Consider the following 16,836-nt stretch of genomic DNA (forward strand, 5'->3'; position numbering starts at 1 on the left):
GGCGGCTTCGGAAGCGGCAGCGACCGAAGCGAAGTGTCACATCTCGAAAATTCCGGCCCGCACGGGCGGCGCCGGCAAACTCTGGGAGGAGTTCATGAAGAAATCAGTTCTCGCTTTCGGCGCGCTCGCACTCGGCGTCGCCTTTTCCGCGCCGGCCATGGCGGCTGACGTTTCCGCCTGCCTGATCACCAAGACCGACACCAATCCCTTCTTCGTCAAGATGAAGGAAGGTGCGACGGCCAAGGCCAAGGAACTCGGCGTTTCGCTGAAGTCCTACGCCGGCAAAGTCGACGGTGACAGCGAAAGCCAGGTTGCGGCGATCGAAAGCTGCATCGCCGACGGCGCCAAGGGAATTCTGCTGACCGCCTCGGACACCAAGGGCATCGTCTCTTCGGTCAAGAAGGCGCGTGATGCCGGCGTACTGGTCATCGCGCTCGACACGCCGCTCGAGCCGGCCGATGCCGCCGACGCCACCTTCGCCACCGACAACCTGCTCGCCGGCAAGCTGATCGGCCAGTGGGCCAAGGAAACGCTCGGCGACAAGGCCAAGGACGCCAAGGTCGGCTTCCTCGACCTGACGCCGTCGCAGCCGACGGTCGACGTACTGCGCGACCAGGGCTTCATGATGGGCTTCGGCATCGACCCGAAGAACCCGGACAAGATCGGCGACGAAGACGACAAGCGCATCGTCGGCCATGACGTGACCAACGGCAACGAGGAAGGCGGCCGCAAGGCCATGGAAAACCTCCTGCAGAAGGATCCTGGCATCAACGTCATCCACACGATCAACGAGCCGGCCGCTGTCGGTGCCTATCAGGCGCTGAAGGCTGTCGGCATGGAAAAGAACGTGCTGATCGTCTCGGTTGACGGCGGCTGCCCCGGCGTCAAGTCGGTCAAGGAAGGCGTCATCGGCGCCACCTCGCAGCAATATCCGCTGCTGATGGCATCGCTCGGTATCGAGGCGATCAAGAAGTTCGCCGATAGCGGTGAAAAGCCGAAGCCGACCGAAGGCAAGTCCTTCTTCGACACCGGCGTCTCGCTCGTCACCGACAAGCCGGTTTCCGGCGTCAAGTCGATCGACACCAAGGAAGGCACGGCTAAGTGCTGGGGCTGAGCCCGATCTATTGAAAGAGAAAGCGGCCGGGGCTTGATCCCCGGCCGTTTTGGACGGACGATGTGCCGTCACCCCACCGGCTAAGCAACGAACGGATGACAATGGGTGGCGGCCTCCGCGCGGGTTCGGCGCGCGGATGCGGAGGAGGAACCATGACCGGAGCACAGGAATTCGAACGCGTTCTCGACGGCAGCGACAAGAACGTCGCCTCCTTCGAGCACCAGGGCGTCCCGCTGATCAAGCGTGCGCAGCATTTTCTGCACTCGACGCCGGCGGCCGTGCCGCTCATCGTGCTGGTGCTGGCGATCATCATCTTCGGGATAGCGCTCGGCGGACGGTTTTTCTCGTCCTACACCCTGACACTGATCCTGCAGCAGATCGCCATCGTCGGCGTTCTCGGCGCCGCCCAGACGCTGGTCATCCTGACGGCCGGCATCGATCTTTCGATCGGCGTCATCATGGTGATCTCGGCGGTCATCATGGGCAATGTCGCCATCACCTACGGCATACCGACGCCGGTCGCCGTCATCGCCGGCCTTCTCGTCGGCGGTCTCTGCGGCTTGCTGAACGGCTTCCTCGTCGCCTTCATGAAGCTGCCGCCGTTCATCGTCACGCTCGGCACCTGGAATATCGTCATGGCGACGAATTTCATCTATTCCGCCAATGAGACGATCCGCGACGCCGATGTCGACGCCCAGGCGCCGTTGCTGCATCTCTTCGCCGCAAGCTTCAGGCTCGGCACCGCCGTGCTCACCCTCGGTGTCATCGCCATGGTGCTGCTCGTCCTGCTGCTCTGGTATGTGCTCAATCACACCGCCTGGGGCCGGCATGTCTATGCGGTCGGCGACGATCCGGAAGCGGCCAAGCTGTCCGGCATCCAGACCAAGAAGGTGCTGCTCACCGTCTACACCATATCGGGCGTCATCGCCGCCTTCGCCGCCTGGGTCTCGATCGGCCGCAACGGCTCGATCTCGCCGTCCTCGGCCGTCACCGATTATAACCTCCAGGCGATCACCGCGACCGTGATCGGCGGCATTTCGCTCTTCGGCGGCCGCGGCTCCATCCTCGGCACCCTCTTCGGCGCCATGATCGTCGGCGTCGTGTCGATGGGCCTCAACATGCTCGGCGCCGACCCGCAATGGAAAGTTCTTTTGACGGGCGTGCTGATCATCGCCGCCGTCGCCATCGATCAGTGGATCAGAAAGGTTTCGGTGTAATCATGGCTCACGAACCCATTCTCACTGCCCGCGGACTCGTCAAGCGCTATGGACGCGTGACCGCGCTCGACAATGCCGATTTCGACCTCTACCCGGGTGAAATCCTTGCCGTCATCGGCGATAACGGCGCCGGCAAGTCCTCGCTGATCAAGGCGATTTCGGGCGCCGTCACGCCCGACGAGGGAGTGATCACGCTCGAAGGCCGGCAGGTGCAGTTCCGCTCGCCGATGGAAGCGCGCGAAGCCGGCATCGAGACTGTCTACCAGAACCTCGCCCTGTCGCCGGCGCTCTCCATCGCCGACAACATGTTCCTCGGCCGCGAGATCCGCAAAAAAGGCCCGCTCGGCTCGCTGTTCCGCATGCTTGACCGGCCGGCGATGGAAAAGCTGGCGCGCAACAAGCTTTCCGAACTCGGCCTGATGACCATCCAGAACATCAATCAGGCGGTGGAGACGCTGTCGGGCGGCCAGCGCCAGGGTGTCGCCGTCGCCCGCGCCGCCGCCTTCGGCTCGAAAGTCATCATCATGGATGAGCCGACCGCGGCGCTCGGCGTCAAGGAGAGCCGCAAGGTGCTGGAGCTGATCCTCGATGTGCGCGCCCGCGGCCTGCCGATCGTGCTGATCTCGCACAACATGCCGCATGTCTTCGAAGTGGCCGACCGGATCCATATCCATCGCCTCGGCCGGCGCCTGACGGTGATCAATCCGAAGGAATACACGATGTCGGACGCCGTCGCCTTCATGACCGGCGCCAAGGCGGTGCCGACGGAGCCCGTTGCGGCATGAGTGCACGCATCGACGAAATCGCCGGCGAGGTTCTTGGCCGCGCCGGCGATGCCAGACGTTTCCTGATCGGCATTGCCGGGCCGCCGGGTTCGGGAAAATCCACCATGGCCGACAATCTGGCGGCGGCGCTGAAAGCCAAGGGCGAAAGCGCCGCGGTCCTGCCGATGGACGGCTTTCACATGGACAATGCCATCCTGATCGAACGCGGCCTTCTGGCCCGCAAGGGCATTCCCGAAACTTTCGACGTCCGTGGCTTCCTCGATATCGTCCGCGCCGTCAGGCCGGCCGACCAGGAGGTTCTGGTGCCGGTCTTCGATCGCGCGCGTGAACTCGCCATCGCCTCGGCCCGGCCGATCGATCCCAAGGACCGGTTCATCATCGTCGAAGGCAATTATCTGCTGTTCACGCAGGGAAAATGGGCCGAACTCGACGGCATCTTCGATTTCACCATCATGCTGGCGCCGCCGATCGAGGTGCTCGAGGAGCGCCTCTGGGAACGCTGGCGCGGCTATAACCTCACCGAGGAGGCCGCCAGCGCCAAGGTCTATGGCAACGACCTGCCGAACGGAAGGCTGATCCTCGAAAACCGCCGCCCGGCGGATGTGACGCTGGAGATCGCCTTGGCGTGATACATGTCATCAGGAAGCGTGCAGCGGTTCCAGGATAACGACATGCATCAGAACAAAGAGCTAAGTCACGGCGATTGTCTTGATATAATGGTTGGTGCTATCGAGGCCGCAGACGCATCGCTTCGGAGGCCTGCCATGCAATCGATCACTATTCGCCGTCCTGACGACTGGCACCTGCATCTGCGCGACGGCGCCATGCTGGAGGGCGTGATCGCCGATACGAGCCGCACCTTCGCCCGTGCCATCATCATGCCCAATCTGGTACCGCCTGTTGTCACCACGGCAGACGCCACAGCCTATCGCGAGCGCATCCTGAAAGCCCTGCCGGCCGGCCATCGCTTCCAGCCGTTGATGACGCTTTATCTCACCGAACACACCAGCCCCGACGATGTCGAGGCGGGGGCGGAAAGCGGCCTCATTACCGCCGTCAAGCTTTACCCGGCCGGCGCCACCACCAATTCGCATGGTGGCGTGCGCGACATGGAAAAGGCGATGCCGGTACTGGAGCGCATGGCGAAGATCGGCCTGCCGCTCTGCGTCCACGGCGAAGTGACGACGCCTGACGTCGATATTTTCGACCGCGAGGCCGTCTTCATCGACACCGTGCTCGATCCGCTGCGCAGGCGCCTGCCGGAGCTGAAGGTGACGATGGAGCATGTGACGACAGCAGACGGCATCGATTACATCAAGGCGGCCAAGGGCAATCTCGCCGGCTCGATCACCACTCACCATCTGATAATCAACCGCAACGCCATCCTCGTCGGCGGCATCCGCCCGCATTATTACTGCCTGCCGGTCGCCAAGCGCGAGAACCACCGCCTGGCGCTGCGCGCCGCCGCCGTGAGCGGTGACTCCCGCTTCTTCCTCGGCACCGATTCTGCCCCGCATGTCGATCCCTTGAAGGAATGCGCCTGCGGCTGCGCCGGCATTTATACCTCGATCAACACGATGAGCTGCCTTGCTCACGTCTTCGAGGAGGAGGGTGCCCTCGACAAGCTCGAAGCCTTCGCCTCGCTGAACGGGCCGGCCTGGTATGGGTTTCAGCCGAACGAGGAGCGCATCACCCTGGCAAAGCAGGCCGAGCCCGTCGTTTTTCCCGCGAAGATTGAAACCGGCGCCGGACCAGTTACCGTCTTCGATCCGATGTTTCCCTTGCACTGGCAAGTGGTGCCGCAGGCGTAACAGTCATGATTTCAATTTTAAATCGAAAATTCATCTAAAATTTCAGCGCGACGTTAAACGCGTAACATTTGCATTGTGCGGTGCATCATTTGTTAACGGATGCGTAAGACAGTCCTCGTCGCGGACCCCATGCCGATATTCCGGCGCAACTGCGGAGACTGAAGAGCATGACGCTTGACTATAACTCCCTGCTGCTGGCGCTCGGTGTCTCCGCAGCATGCCTTGCCGTGACCCTGATGGGCAGCTGGCTGGTGCGCCGGGCCGAGACCGTGCTGCTGACCGCTACGATCGGCCTCGTCCTCGTCGTCAGCGGAATCTTCGTCTACAGCGCCTATGTCAACCGGCCGGAACCAGCCTTCGCCATTGGCAGCTTCGTGCTGTTCCATGCCGGTTTTTCCACCATCTGGGGCGCCGGCAAACAGTTCCTCACCGGTTGTCTGTCGATCCCGGCCATTGCCATCCGCGCGCTGGCCGCGATGATCTCTTCCACCGTGCCGATGCTGGCGGGCTATGACGGCCTGGCCTTCATATCGGACAATCTCGCCATCGCCCTGCTGCTCTTTGCCACCGCCCGGCAATATTGGCTCGCCCGCGCCGAAGCCCCGGCGCCGATCCTCGGCATTGCCGCGCTCTATACCGCCACGGCGATCTCCTTCGTGCTCTGCGCCGCCGTACTGATTGCCGACGGCAAGCTGGTGCTCGGCGCAGCGCCCAGCAATTGGGCCGAGGATCTGAGCCTCGCCGTCTGCATCGCCGGCATGACCGGAATCGGCGCCTTGTCGCTGGCGCTGCATCAATGGCGTCTTGCCGCCCGCCATCGGCTCGAGGCGATCACCGATCCGCTGACCGGCCTGCTCAACCGCCGCGCCGTCTTCGACCAATACGGCACGCGTCCCATGGGAATGACCACCGCCGTCATCGTCTTCGATATCGACCATTTCAAATCCGTCAACGACCGTTATGGCCACGCCGCCGGCGACCGCGTGATCATGGTCTTCGCCGAGGAACTCCAGGCCCATTGCAGCGCCGGCGACACCGCCGCCCGGCTCGGCGGCGAAGAATTTGCGCTGGTGCTGAAAGAGATCATGCCCGGCCGGGCCGAACTGGTTGCCGAACGCATCCGCAGGGCCTTCGAAGCGCGCGAGATCGACATCGACGGCCAGGTGCTGAGATGCACGGTCAGCGTCGGCGTCGCTCCCGGCCGCTCGCAGATGCCGGATTTCGACACCATGCTGAGTGCGGCCGACAAGGCGCTCTACGCCGCCAAGCGCGGCGGCCGCAATCGCGTCGAGCTTGCCGCCCACCTCAGAGCGGTCCCGGCCGAGGTATCGCGCACCGCGTCTTGATTCCGGCCGCATCCTCTCATAACTTTGCCTTCGGCCGGATGCAGCCAGCCGCCCCGCGACGCCCGACATTTGACAGTTCGGCGTTATGGTGAATGCATCCCGATATCAGCCTTCACATCCCTTGCCGTTTGGCGATCGATGGCGAACGGGTCAGCAGACGCGGGCACTGATCTTCCTGTTTGCCGCCAACGGAAGGATGACATATGCGCGACTTTCGCGATGCCAAGCTCATGGCAAAGACTTTGCGGCAGGCCCTTGCCGACCGCGATATTTCCTTGACCCATAGCGAGACGCTGGAAATCGTCGCCCTGCAGTTCGGGCTCGATCAATGGAATATCCTCTCGGCCAAGATCGAGGCGGCGGGTGCTTCCCGCTCCGCTGTCGGCATCGAGCCGCCGACGCCGATTTTCCGCATCTTCTCGGTCGAGAAGGCCATGGAATTCTATTGCGGCTTCCTGGGCTTCCAACTCGACTGGGAGCACCGCTTCGACGAAAACTCCCCGCTCTATTGCCAAGTCTCGCGTGACGGCATGGCGCTGCACCTCAGCGAACATTCCGGTGACGCCAGCCCCGGCGCCAAGGCCTTCGTGCGCGTCGCCAATGTGCGCGCCTACCACGCCGAACTCGCCGGCAAGGACTACCGCTACATGAAGCCCGGCGTGGAAGAGGCGCCCTGGGGTCTGGAAATGACCGTCATCGACCCCTTCAGCAACCGCATCGCTTTCTGCGAGCAGGCATAGGGACGGCTGACAATGTCAGCCAACTCTTCTTTCGTCATGCTCCATATCTCCATCCTCCTGACATCCCTCGGGTCGAATCCCCAGGATGGGAGGGGAGGGCGCCGCAAGTGTCGGCCTGATGAAGCGTCCGTGGTGGTGTGCCTCTCTACGCTGGCGGCGCGTTTGGCGAGAATGCCAACCACACTCTCCGTCATCCCAGGCCTTGATCCTGGGATCCATGCGGCTGCTGCTGTTGGATGCCGTGTGGATGCTTGGCTCGAGTGCCGAGCATGATGGAGAGTGGGGTGGGCAGGAGAGACCCATTCGGAGACCGGAATACCCGCCTCGTCCTTCGAGGACCCTTTGGGGCACCTCAGGATGAGGCTCTCTTGAAGGCCGGCGCTTATGTTTCAAACAATCATCAACGCCCTGACGAAAGCCACCGAAGCCAGCAGCGAGGCCACCGTCCTCACATGGTTCCACCAGGTCCAGTCCTCGAGATAGGTGCTCCACAGCGCAACCGCTTCCGGCCCGTTGCCGCTCACCTTTTCCAGCGCATCGTTCATCGGCACGTTGAAGATGATGGTCGAAAGGAAGGAGGCGACGACATAGAGTGCGGCTCCCGCCAGCATCAGCGCCGACGCCCCGCCGCGCCAGTTGATCACCGCCAGCACTGTTATGACGAGACAGAGGATCGCCGTCGGTACGAACAGCGCCATGAAGGGCGAGCGGACGATCGTCACATTGATGGAGTTCATCGCGGCAATGCCCTGTTCCGCCGGGATGCGCGAAAAGGCGGTCATGATGAAGGTCGAGAAGGCAAAGAAGATACCGGCGACAAGGCCGCTGCCGAGCGCCGCGGCGACGAGGGAAAGGATAAGGACGATCTGCATGTCGAAACTCCTTCCGAGAAAATAAGAGAAACTCTCTCATTTGCGAAATGAGATAAACTCTCTTATTTTGATTGTCAACCGTGAAGGAGCAGACCATGTCGGAACAGGCCGGCGCGTCCCGCAGGCGTCAGCAACAGCATACGGGCCAGCCGCGCCGGATCCCCAGCCAGCAGCGCGGCCGCGAACGCTTCGAAAAGATCCTCGCCGTCGCCGCCGAGCTGATCGAAAGCAAGGGCAGCGACGGCCTGAAGATGAGCGAGATCGTCGAGAAGGCCGGCATCTCTTTCGGGGCGCTCTACCAGTATTTCCCCGACAAGAGCGCGATCATCCGGACCTTGGCCGAACGCTTCAACGACGAGGGCAGGCGCTGTGTCGCGGCGGAATTGGCAAAGGTCGCCGACGCCGCCGCCTTGCAAGGTGCGCTCGCCAATATCGTCGACGAATATTATGCCTTTTTCCGCCGCGAGCCCGTCATGCGCGATCTCTGGCATGCGACGCATACCGACAAGCTGCTGCAGCAGATCGATGCCGAGGACATGGAATTCCACGCCCAGGCGTTTCTCGCCGTGCTCGTCCGCCTGTGGCCCGATCGCGACCACGGCGAGCTTCTGGCGATTGCCCGGCTGACCATGCAGCTACTGGCCGCTGCCGTCCGTTACGCCGTATCGCTGGATGCGGAGGAGGGCGCCCGGGCGATCGCCCTGTTCAAGACGATGCAGCTCGTCGATTTCAGCCGGCTGCTGCGCTGATAGAGCCGTGTTGCGTCTGGAAACTCGGGGCTCTTGCTGCTATTGCCGCAGAGAGCAAAGTTGAAGGAGAGCCGCATGATCCAGACCACGTTTCCCGACCGCGCCGTGATGGCCGAACTGGTGGCCAAGATGCTCTGGGAGATCAAGGCGGTGCATTTCAACGCGGGCGAGCCTTACAAACTCTCCTCCGGTATGGCGAGCCCGGTCTATATCGATTGCCGCAAGCTGCTCTCCTATCCGCGCATCCGTTCGACGGTGATGGATTTTGCCGCCAGCACGCTGATGCGCGATGCCGGTTTCGAGCAGTTCGACTGCATCGCCGGCGGCGAGACGGCAGGCATTCCCTTCGCCGCCCTGCTCGCCGACCGCCTCGGCCTGCCGATGATCTATGTCCGCAAGCAGCCGAAAGGACATGGCCGCAATGCCCAAATCGAAGGCAATATGCCGGAAGGCTCGCGCGTGCTCGTCATCGAAGACCTGACGACGGCGGGCGGCAGCATGTTCAAGTTCATCGATGCGGTGCGCGCCGCGGGCGGCATCGTCGATCACGGCATCGCGCTGTTCTTCTACGATATCTTCGGCCAACAGCGCTTTACCGACGGCAAGGTCCGGCTGCATCATATCGCCACCTGGCGCAATGTTCTGGCCGTCGCCAAGGCACAGCAGTTGTTCGACGACAAGACGCTCGCGGAAGTCGAGGCCTTTCTCGATGCGCCGCTCGCCTGGTCGGGAAGGAATGGTGGCGTTAGTGAGCTTTCGCTCTAGCCTTTTGACAAAAGCTCGCTTAATCGATTGAAGAACATATCCGTGCTGTTGGGAGGAATCCGATGATTTTGTGCTGCGGCGAAGCCCTGATCGACATGCTGCCGAGGGATACGACCCTGGGCGAAAAGGGCTTTGCCCCCTATGCCGGCGGCGCGATCTTCAACACTGCGATCGCGCTCGGCCGCCTCGGCATCCCGACCGCCTTCTTCACCGGCATCGCCGACGACATGATGGGCGAAATCCTGCTGGCGACGCTGAAGGCCGCCAATGTCGATTACAGCCCCTGCGCCATCACCCAGCGCCCGTCGACCATCGCCTTCGTCAAGCTCGTCAACGGCCAGGCGACCTATGCCTTTTATGACGAGGGCACCGCCGGCCGCATGATCACCGAGGCCGACCTGCCCGTCCTCGGCGACGATTGCGAAGCGCTGCATTTCGGCGCGATCAGCCTGATCCCGAGCCCCTGCGGTGAAACCTACGAAGCGCTGCTCGACCGCGAGGCCGAAAAGCGCGTCATCTCGCTTGATCCCAACATCCGCCCCGGCTTCATCAAGGACAAGCCGGCGCATATGGCCCGCATCAAGCGCATGGCGGCCAAAGCCGACATCGTCAAATTCTCCGACGAGGATCTCGACTGGTTCGGCCTCGAAGGCGACCACGACGCGCTCGCCGCCCATTGGCTCGCCCACGGCGCCAAGCTCGTCGTCATCACCAAGGGTGCCGAAGGCGCTTCCGGCTACACCCAAGAGCGCAAGGTGACGGTCCCGAGCGAGCGCGTCACGGTCGTCGACACGGTCGGCGCCGGCGACACCTTCGATGCCGGCGTGCTGGCCTCGCTGAAGCGGGATGGCCTGCTGACCAAGGCGCAGGTCGCCTCGCTCGACGAACAGGCGGTGCGCAACGCCCTGACACTCGGCGCCAAAGCCGCCGCCGTCACCGTCTCCCGCGCCGGCGCCAACCCGCCCTGGGCGCATGAGATCGGGCTTTAGGATTCCCAACGCTCTGTCTCTCGCAAGGCGGCTAAATCTCGGTCCGGTTGAGGTCGGGGATATCTTGGATCAAGCTTGAGCCAGCGTCAGCCCCTCATCCGGCTGCCGCCACCTTCTCCCCGTAAACGGGGCGAAGGGGATACGCCGCGAGCTCTCCGTCTCTCTCCAACCTGTCGTAGGGCACGTCCCCTCTCCCGTCAGAACGGGGAGAGGGTTAGGGTGAGGGGCAATTCGTGATGTGACTTCGTTTCAAGCGATGACGGTGAACGCCGCTCGACCAAGAACTACCCCTCTGCCTCGCTCCGATCGGAGCTCGGAGCGGTCACCAGGTCCCGCAGGAATTCTTTGCACCACAGCGACACGTCGTGCGAGAGCAGATGTTCCATCATCATGCGCCAGCGGTCGCGACGCTCCTCGATGGACATGGCAAGCCCTCGCGCAATCGCATTGCCCGTGCCTTCGACATCGTAGGGGTTGACCAGCAGCGCCCCCTTCAGCTCGCGTGCGGCGCCGGCGAAGCGTGACAGCACCAGGACACCAGGGCGATCCGGGTCCTGGGCGGCGACATATTCCTTGGCGACGAGGTTCATGCCGTCGCGTAGGGGTGTGACCAGCCCGATTGTCGCCAGCCGGAAAAGCCCGGCGAGCACGTTGCGGCTGATCGATCGGTTGACATAGCGGATCGGCACCCAGTCGACCGTTCCGATGGCGCCGTTGACGCGGCCGGCCTGTTCGGCGACCATCTTCTGCATCTGCTCGTATTCGGGCACTTCCGATCGCGATTTCGGCGTGATCTGCAGAAAGGTCACCTTGTTCTGGTAGGCCGGATTACAGGTGATGAAGCGCTCGAAGGCTTCAAGCCGCTGAATGATGCCCTTCGAATAATCGAGACGATCGACCCCGATGATCATGTCGCGGCCTTCGATGCTGCGCCGGGTCTTCTGGACCATCACGTTGTTTGCCGCCTTCTCGGCGAATTCGGCAAAGGCTGCGGTCTCGATGCCGATCGGATAGGCGCCGGCCTTGAAGATCCGCCCATGCGAATCGAACAACCCGTTGCCGAGGTCGTCGCCAATGCCCTCGCGTCTGAGATAACCGGCGAAATTCTGGAGATCATAGTCCGTCTGGAAGCCGACGAGATCGTAATGCGACAGCCCGCGCATGATCTCCTCGTGCACCGGCATGGTGACGAGAATGTCGGCCGGCGGCCAGGGAATGTGCAGAAAGAAGCCGATCCGGTTCTTCAGCCCCATCTGGCGCAGTTCGGCCGCCAGCGGAATGAGGTGGTAATCGTGAACCCAGATAATATCGTCCGGCTCGATCAACGGCGCCAGCCGGTGTGCAAAAAAGCGGTTGACGCGGAAATAACCGGCCATTTCCTTGCGGCCATATTCGGCGAGATCCAAGCGATAATGGCAGATCGGCCAGAGAACGCGGTTTGCAAAGCCGCGATAATATTCCTCGACGTCGGTGTCGGTGAGGTCGGTCAGGGCATAGGTGATGTTGCCCTTCTGCTGCAGCGACAGCGCGCCCGGTTCCCGGTCGCCGCTCGATTCTCCCGACCATCCCATCCAGATGCCGCCGCGCTCCTGCAGGGCCGCCTGCAGCGCGACGGCGAGGCCGCCGGCAGCCGCGCCGCCATCTTTGCTCGGCACGGGAACGCGATTGGAAACGACGATAAGACGGCTCATAAGCTTCCTTCAGTTGAGCTGGGACATGAAAACGCGAGATGACGAGCGTCCCGGAGAACCTCCTGAATGTGACGGGGGCGATGCTGGGCGGGCACCGACATCGAACGAGACATCCGGACGAGGGGCTGCCGTATAGGCCGGCGAGAACAATGGAACGGAGCGTCGTCCCGGGCTTGATAGGCCATGTCGTCGGAAGTACCCATTGCACAGAATTTGCTTGAATCTAGGGCGATTCCAGCGGAATGGAAGAATTATTTCTACAATTTTCCATTAGAAGAACGTTTTATCCGCTTCTGCACGACGAGCCCGTCGCGCCGCAGGCAAGCACCGGACCGCGTCGATGTCAGTTTCGGCGATGATGATGTTGGCGCCAATCGCGGCGTCGACCGCGCCGGTCGCAGCCCAAAGGCTCTAGCCACACAGACCGCCGGAGGACGGGCAGAGACACCTGCCCGGCCTCACGGATTAAGGGGCGGCGCGCTGCCCCTTGCGCGTCTACTTCGCCAGTTTCGCCAGCGCCGCGACCAGCCCTTGCGTCGAGGAATCATGGCCTTCCGCGCTCTCCTTGCCCTCGACAACGGGCAGCAGGCCCGTCGCCAGTTCCTTGCCGAGCTCGACACCCCACTGGTCGAAGGAGTTGATGCGGAAGAGCACGCCTTCGACGAAGACGCGGTGTTCGTAAAGCGCAATGAGGCGGCCGAGCGCGTAAGGGGTGAGCTTGTCGTAAACGAAGGTGATCGACGGCCGGTTGCCGGTGAAGACGCGGTGCGGGGCGATAAAATCGGCCTTCTTGTCGTCCATGCCCTTGTCGGTCAGCTGCTTCTTGGCTTCGGCGAAGGTGCGGCCCTTCATCAGCGCTTCCGACTGGGCGAGAACGTTGGAGATCAGCAGCTGGTGCTGATGGCGCAGCTCCGGCTCGAAGGCATTGGCGGCGATCATGAACTCGGCCGGGATGATGCTCGTGCCCTGATGGATGAGCTGATAGAAGGCGTGCTGGCCGTTGGTGCCGGGCTCGCCCCAGACGACCGGGCCGGAATTGCCCTCGACCGGCGTGCCGTCGATGGTGACGCCCTTGCCGTTCGATTCCATGTCGAGCTGTTGCAGATAGGCGGGGAAGCGCGACAGGCGCTGGTCGTAGGGCAGGATGGCGCGGGTGGGATAACCCAGCACATTGCGGTGGTAGAAGCCGATCAGGCCGAGCAGCATCGGCAGGTTTTCGGTAATCGGTGCCTTACGGAAATGATTGTCGACGGCATGCGCGCCGTCGAGGAACTTGCCGAAATTCTCCGGGCCGATGGCGATCATCAGCGGCAGGCCGATCGCCGACCAGATCGAATAGCGGCCGCCGACCCAATCCCAGAAGCCGAAGACGCGGGCGCTGTCGATGCCGAAGGCGGCGACCTTGTCGAGCGCCGTCGAGACGGCGGCGAAATGGTGCTGGACCGCCGCTTCGCCGAGCGCCTTGGCGATGAAATTGCGCGCCGTTTGCGCATTGGTCATCGTCTCGACGGTGGTGAAGGTCTTCGAGGCGACGATGAAGAGTGTCGTCTCCGGCTGCACCAGTTTCAGGATGTCGGCGATATGGGCGCCGTCGATATTGGAGACGAAATGGGCGCGCGGGCCGTCATGGAAGGGGGCAAGCGCCAGCGTCGCCATGACGGGGCCAAGATCCGAGCCGCCAATACCGATATTGATGACATCGGTGATCGCCTTGCCGGTGGCGCCCTTCAGCGCGCCGGAGCGGATCTCGTCGGCAAACTTGCCCATGGCGGCGAGCACCGCGTTGACGTCAGGCATGACGTCCTTGCCGTCGACCAGGACAGGCGTGTTGGAGCGGTTGCGCAGCGCGGTGTGCAGAACGGCGCGGTCTTCGGTGAAGTTGATCGCCTTGCCGGAGAACATCTCCTCGCGCTTCTTCTCGACGCCGCCGTCTTCGGCGAGCTTGACCAGCAGCTTCAGGATGTCGTCATTCACCGCCGTTTTGGAAAAATCCATCAGGAGATCGTCGAGTGCGACGGAGAAGCGCGAAAAGCGCTGCGCATCGGCGGCGAAGGCCGCACGGAGATCGGTCGCCTTGGTGGCGGCGGCAGTGCTTTTCAGCTGTTCGACGATGGCGTTCATGGGGAGGCTCCTTTGGAGGCGGAAAGGGTTGCGGAAACTATTCGCTTTATCGGGGCCAAATCAAGTTCGGCCGCCGCTCCAATATGAAAAAAGCCACCCGCGGCAAGCGGATGGCTTTAAATTTCACGAGCTTGTCAAATTCAGCCGCGCAGGTCCTTGCGCAGGATCTTGCCGACGGGGGATTTCGGCAGTTCGGTGCGGAATTCGATGAAGCGCGGCCGCTTGTAGTTGGTGAGATTGGCGATGCAATGGGCCTTCACCTCCGCCTCCGTCAGGTTCGGATCCTTCCTGACGACGAAGAGTTTGACTGCTTCGCCCGAATGCCCGTCCGGCACGCCGATCGCCGCGGCTTCGAGAATGCCGGCATGCATGGCGGCGACTTCCTCGATCTCGTTCGGATAGACGTTGAAGCCCGAAACCAGGATCATGTCCTTCTTGCGGTCGACGATCTTGGTGTAGCCGCGTTCGTCCATGAAGCCCATGTCGCCGGAGCGGAAATAGCCGTCGGCCGTCATCACCCGCGCCGTTTCCTCCGGCTTCTGCCAATAGCCGGCCATCACCTGCGGTCCGCGGATGCAGATCTCCCCGATTTCGCCGAGCGGCAGCGGCCGGCCCTCCTCGTCGCGGATGTCGAGTTCGGTGGAGGGCAGCGGCAGGCCGATCGAACCGGTGAACTCGATCGAATCGAAGCGGTTGGCGGTGGCGACGGGCGAGGTCTCGGAAAGGCCGTAACCCTCGGTAATTGCCGTGCCGGTCATCTTCAGCCAGCGTTCGGCGACCGGGCGCTGGACGGCCATGCCGCCGCCGAGCGACATGATCAGCGAGGAGAAGTCGAGCTTGGCGAATTCGGCATTGTTCATCAGTGCGTTGAACAGCGTGTTGAGGCCCGGGAAGATATGCACATCGGACTTTTCGAATTCCTTGACCAGCCCGGGAATGTCGCGCGGATTGGCGATCAGGATATTATGGGCGCCGAGCGACATGCCCATCAGCGAATTCACCGTCAGCGCGAAGATGTGGTAGAGCGGCAGCGCGCAGAGGAAATTCAGCACTTCGGGCTGTTTCTTGCGCTCGAAGGCCGATCGCAGCCAGAGCGACAGCTGCAGCTTGTTGGCGAGCAGGTTTTGATGCGTCAGCACCGCACCCTTGGCAACGCCTGTTGTGCCGCCGGTATATTGCAGGAAGGCGACGTCGCCGCCGGCTAGCGTCACCGGCTGAAGGCTTTTCTTCGCGCCTTCGCGCAGCACCTGGCTGAAGCTCTTATGCTGCGGGATCGACCAGGAAGGAACGAGCTTCTTCACCTTGCGCACGACCAAATTGACGATCAGCCCCTTCGGCCCCAGCATCTCGCCGAGCGAGGTGACGACGACGTGGCGCAGATCGCTCTTGTTCAGGACCTGCTCGACCGTGCGGGCAAAATTCTCCAACACGAAGATCGCCTTGGCGCCGGAATCGCGCAGCTGGTGTTCGAGCTCACGCGGCGTATAGAGCGGATTGACGTTGACGACGACGAAGCCGGCTCTGAGGATGGCATAGGTCGCGACCGGATTCTGCAGGACGTTCGGCATCATCACCGCGACGCGGTCGCCCTTCTCGAGCCCGATGCTCTGCAGCCAGGCTGCGACCTTGCGCGTCTGGTCCTCCAGCTCGCGGTAGCTCATCGCCTTGCCCATGCTGGAAAAAACCGTCCGGTCGGCGTAACGGGCGCAGGACTTTTCCAGGAGTTCGGCAAGAGAGACATGTTCCAGCGGCGGGAGTTCGGCCGGAACCATTTCGGGATAGGTGGCAAGCCAGGGCTTGTCGGCTTTTGCTCCGTTCGGATGGACGGAAATGCTGCTCATCGTGTCTCTCTCTCCCTTGCGGCCGCTGCGCCGGCGCCGAGCCGCTATCGGCTGGCCCGCAATTGACCGGAAGCATCCTCCATCTTCCTGTCCGGCAGCTTATGCCATTGCCTGAACGGTTCAAGCCGAATGACGCTATACTAACCTTGACGTAAACGTCAACATTGGCTCGCCGCGCAGCGCTCGAAAGGCAGGGAACTTTGAGTCCGCCATGGCGTTGACCTTTCATAGCAACCATGAGGAAACACCAAAGGAGGTTCAAATGTTGAATCAGGACACCGACGCCAGCCGCCGTGACCCGAACGCCAAGGAAACGCATTCGCTGATCGCCAGCGACCGCGTCGAAGGCACCCGCGTCTATGGCGCCGATGGCCGGCATATCGGCTCGATCGAACGCCTGATCATCGGCAAGCGCGATGGCCGCGTTGCCTATGCGGTGCTGAGCTTCGGCGGCTTCCTGGGCATCGGTCACGATCACTATCCGCTGCCCTGGGAAAAGCTGAATTACGACACCCAGCTGGACGGCTATCGCATCGACCTGACCAAGGAGCAGATCGAAGGCGCACCCAGCTATTCGGACGATGATGACACCTGGTACAACGATAATGGCCGCCGGGTCTATGACTACTACGGCGTGCCGCCCTACTGGATGTAACGTCCGATGGACCGAGCTGGAAGGGCCCCGTGCGATGCGGGGCCTTTTTGGTGTGTGGTGACGTGCCTTACAAAAGTTGCCAGGAACTGGGAGGTCGCGGCATCTCTTCTTCTCCCCGAGGGGAGAAGACGAAGTCGAGA

15 protein-coding genes are annotated in these 16,836 nt (G+C 62.4%); 11 read left to right on the top strand and 4 right to left on the bottom strand.

Annotated features, from left to right (window positions below):
• Window positions 1–94: 94 nt before the first annotated feature.
• The 7 genes from AMC88_RS02510 (at window position 95) to AMC88_RS02540 (ending at window position 7,013) form a co-directional block, all read left to right on the top strand.
• Window positions 95–1,114, top strand: coding sequence for a sugar ABC transporter substrate-binding protein (locus AMC88_RS02510; RefSeq protein ID WP_064824770.1), 1,020 nt, complete (start codon window positions 95–97; stop codon window positions 1,112–1,114).
• Window positions 1,115–1,266: 152 nt separating this feature from the next.
• Window positions 1,267–2,331 (top strand): ABC transporter permease, encoded by a 1,065-nt coding sequence (locus AMC88_RS02515; RefSeq protein WP_012482516.1) that lies wholly within the window; start codon window positions 1,267–1,269, stop codon window positions 2,329–2,331.
• A 2-nt stretch (window positions 2,332–2,333) separates the two neighbouring features.
• The gene (locus AMC88_RS02520; RefSeq protein ID WP_016734905.1) at window positions 2,334–3,116 is read left to right on the top strand and encodes an ATP-binding cassette domain-containing protein; all 783 of its coding nucleotides are present in this window, start codon (window positions 2,334–2,336) and stop codon (window positions 3,114–3,116) included.
• Window positions 3,113–3,745, top strand: coding sequence for a nucleoside triphosphate hydrolase (locus tag AMC88_RS02525; protein ID WP_016734904.1), 633 nt, complete (start codon window positions 3,113–3,115; stop codon window positions 3,743–3,745). The genes AMC88_RS02520 and AMC88_RS02525 overlap by 4 nt, the downstream gene beginning before the upstream one ends.
• Window positions 3,746–3,880: 135 nt before the next feature.
• Window positions 3,881–4,927, top strand: a complete 1,047-nt coding sequence (gene pyrC, locus AMC88_RS02530) for a dihydroorotase (protein WP_064824771.1) — start codon at window positions 3,881–3,883, stop codon at window positions 4,925–4,927.
• Between the two features lie 167 nt (window positions 4,928–5,094).
• Window positions 5,095–6,273 carry a GGDEF domain-containing protein gene (locus AMC88_RS02535; RefSeq protein WP_064824772.1) on the top strand — a complete coding sequence of 393 codons (1,179 nt, stop codon included), beginning with the start codon at window positions 5,095–5,097 and terminating at the stop codon, window positions 6,271–6,273.
• Window positions 6,274–6,476: 203 nt separating this feature from the next.
• On the top strand, window positions 6,477–7,013 hold the full coding sequence (locus AMC88_RS02540) for a glyoxalase superfamily protein (RefSeq protein WP_064824773.1): 537 nt from the start codon (window positions 6,477–6,479) through the stop codon (window positions 7,011–7,013).
• Between the two features lie 389 nt (window positions 7,014–7,402).
• On the opposite strand, the gene AMC88_RS02545 is transcribed toward AMC88_RS02540, so the two are convergent.
• The gene (locus AMC88_RS02545; protein WP_012482521.1) at window positions 7,403–7,885 is read right to left on the bottom strand and encodes an anthrone oxygenase family protein; all 483 of its coding nucleotides are present in this window, start codon (window positions 7,883–7,885) and stop codon (window positions 7,403–7,405) included.
• A gap of 95 nt (window positions 7,886–7,980) precedes the next feature.
• On the opposite strand from AMC88_RS02545, the gene AMC88_RS02550 reads away from it, so the two are divergent.
• The 3 genes from AMC88_RS02550 to AMC88_RS02560 all read left to right on the top strand — a co-directional run bounded on the left by AMC88_RS02550 (window position 7,981) and on the right by AMC88_RS02560 (window position 10,388).
• On the top strand, window positions 7,981–8,634 hold the full coding sequence (locus tag AMC88_RS02550; protein ID WP_012482522.1) for a TetR/AcrR family transcriptional regulator: 654 nt from the start codon (window positions 7,981–7,983) through the stop codon (window positions 8,632–8,634).
• Between the two features lie 75 nt (window positions 8,635–8,709).
• Window positions 8,710–9,399 carry an orotate phosphoribosyltransferase gene (locus AMC88_RS02555; protein WP_016734900.1) on the top strand — a complete coding sequence of 230 codons (690 nt, stop codon included), beginning with the start codon at window positions 8,710–8,712 and terminating at the stop codon, window positions 9,397–9,399.
• Window positions 9,400–9,461: 62 nt separating this feature from the next.
• Window positions 9,462–10,388: a carbohydrate kinase family protein gene (locus AMC88_RS02560; protein ID WP_012482524.1), complete on the top strand. Its 927-nt coding sequence runs from the start codon at window positions 9,462–9,464 to the stop codon at window positions 10,386–10,388.
• Between the two features lie 284 nt (window positions 10,389–10,672).
• Here AMC88_RS02560 and otsA read toward each other — a convergent pair whose 3' ends face one another.
• From otsA to AMC88_RS02575, 3 genes are all read right to left on the bottom strand, one after another.
• Complete coding sequence (gene otsA, locus AMC88_RS02565) at window positions 10,673–12,079, bottom strand: alpha,alpha-trehalose-phosphate synthase (UDP-forming) (protein WP_064824774.1); 1,407 nt, start codon at window positions 12,077–12,079, stop codon at window positions 10,673–10,675.
• Window positions 12,080–12,574: 495 nt separating this feature from the next.
• On the bottom strand, window positions 12,575–14,200 hold the full coding sequence (gene pgi / locus AMC88_RS02570) for a glucose-6-phosphate isomerase (RefSeq protein ID WP_012482526.1): 1,626 nt from the start codon (window positions 14,198–14,200) through the stop codon (window positions 12,575–12,577).
• A gap of 140 nt (window positions 14,201–14,340) precedes the next feature.
• On the bottom strand, window positions 14,341–16,041 hold the full coding sequence (locus AMC88_RS02575) for a long-chain fatty acid--CoA ligase (protein WP_064824775.1): 1,701 nt from the start codon (window positions 16,039–16,041) through the stop codon (window positions 14,341–14,343).
• Window positions 16,042–16,303: 262 nt separating this feature from the next.
• Here AMC88_RS02575 and AMC88_RS02580 point away from each other — a divergent pair, with 262 nt between their 5' ends.
• On the top strand, window positions 16,304–16,696 hold the full coding sequence (locus AMC88_RS02580; RefSeq protein ID WP_037143114.1) for a PRC-barrel domain-containing protein: 393 nt from the start codon (window positions 16,304–16,306) through the stop codon (window positions 16,694–16,696).
• Window positions 16,697–16,836 lie beyond the last annotated feature (140 nt).

The organism is Rhizobium phaseoli, assembly GCF_001664385.1.
GTDB classification, from domain to species: Bacteria; Pseudomonadota; Alphaproteobacteria; order Rhizobiales; family Rhizobiaceae; genus Rhizobium; species Rhizobium phaseoli.

Coding starts and splice junctions, on each gene's coding strand:
- AMC88_RS02510 (WP_064824770.1), top strand. CDS start 95: ATGAAGAAATCAGTTCTCGCTTTCGGCGCGCTCGCACTCGGCGTCGCC.
- AMC88_RS02555 (WP_016734900.1), top strand. CDS start 8,710: ATGATCCAGACCACGTTTCCCGACCGCGCCGTGATGGCCGAACTGGTG.
- AMC88_RS02560 (WP_012482524.1), top strand. CDS start 9,462: ATGATTTTGTGCTGCGGCGAAGCCCTGATCGACATGCTGCCGAGGGAT.
- pgi (WP_012482526.1), bottom strand. CDS start 14,200: ATGAACGCCATCGTCGAACAGCTGAAAAGCACTGCCGCCGCCACCAAG.
- AMC88_RS02520 (WP_016734905.1), top strand. CDS start 2,334: ATGGCTCACGAACCCATTCTCACTGCCCGCGGACTCGTCAAGCGCTAT.
- AMC88_RS02575 (WP_064824775.1), bottom strand. CDS start 16,041: ATGAGCAGCATTTCCGTCCATCCGAACGGAGCAAAAGCCGACAAGCCC.
- AMC88_RS02515 (WP_012482516.1), top strand. CDS start 1,267: ATGACCGGAGCACAGGAATTCGAACGCGTTCTCGACGGCAGCGACAAG.
- AMC88_RS02535 (WP_064824772.1), top strand. CDS start 5,095: ATGACGCTTGACTATAACTCCCTGCTGCTGGCGCTCGGTGTCTCCGCA.
- AMC88_RS02550 (WP_012482522.1), top strand. CDS start 7,981: ATGTCGGAACAGGCCGGCGCGTCCCGCAGGCGTCAGCAACAGCATACG.
- AMC88_RS02540 (WP_064824773.1), top strand. CDS start 6,477: ATGCGCGACTTTCGCGATGCCAAGCTCATGGCAAAGACTTTGCGGCAG.
- AMC88_RS02545 (WP_012482521.1), bottom strand. CDS start 7,885: ATGCAGATCGTCCTTATCCTTTCCCTCGTCGCCGCGGCGCTCGGCAGC.
- otsA (WP_064824774.1), bottom strand. CDS start 12,079: ATGAGCCGTCTTATCGTCGTTTCCAATCGCGTTCCCGTGCCGAGCAAA.
- AMC88_RS02580 (WP_037143114.1), top strand. CDS start 16,304: ATGTTGAATCAGGACACCGACGCCAGCCGCCGTGACCCGAACGCCAAG.
- AMC88_RS02525 (WP_016734904.1), top strand. CDS start 3,113: ATGAGTGCACGCATCGACGAAATCGCCGGCGAGGTTCTTGGCCGCGCC.
- pyrC (WP_064824771.1), top strand. CDS start 3,881: ATGCAATCGATCACTATTCGCCGTCCTGACGACTGGCACCTGCATCTG.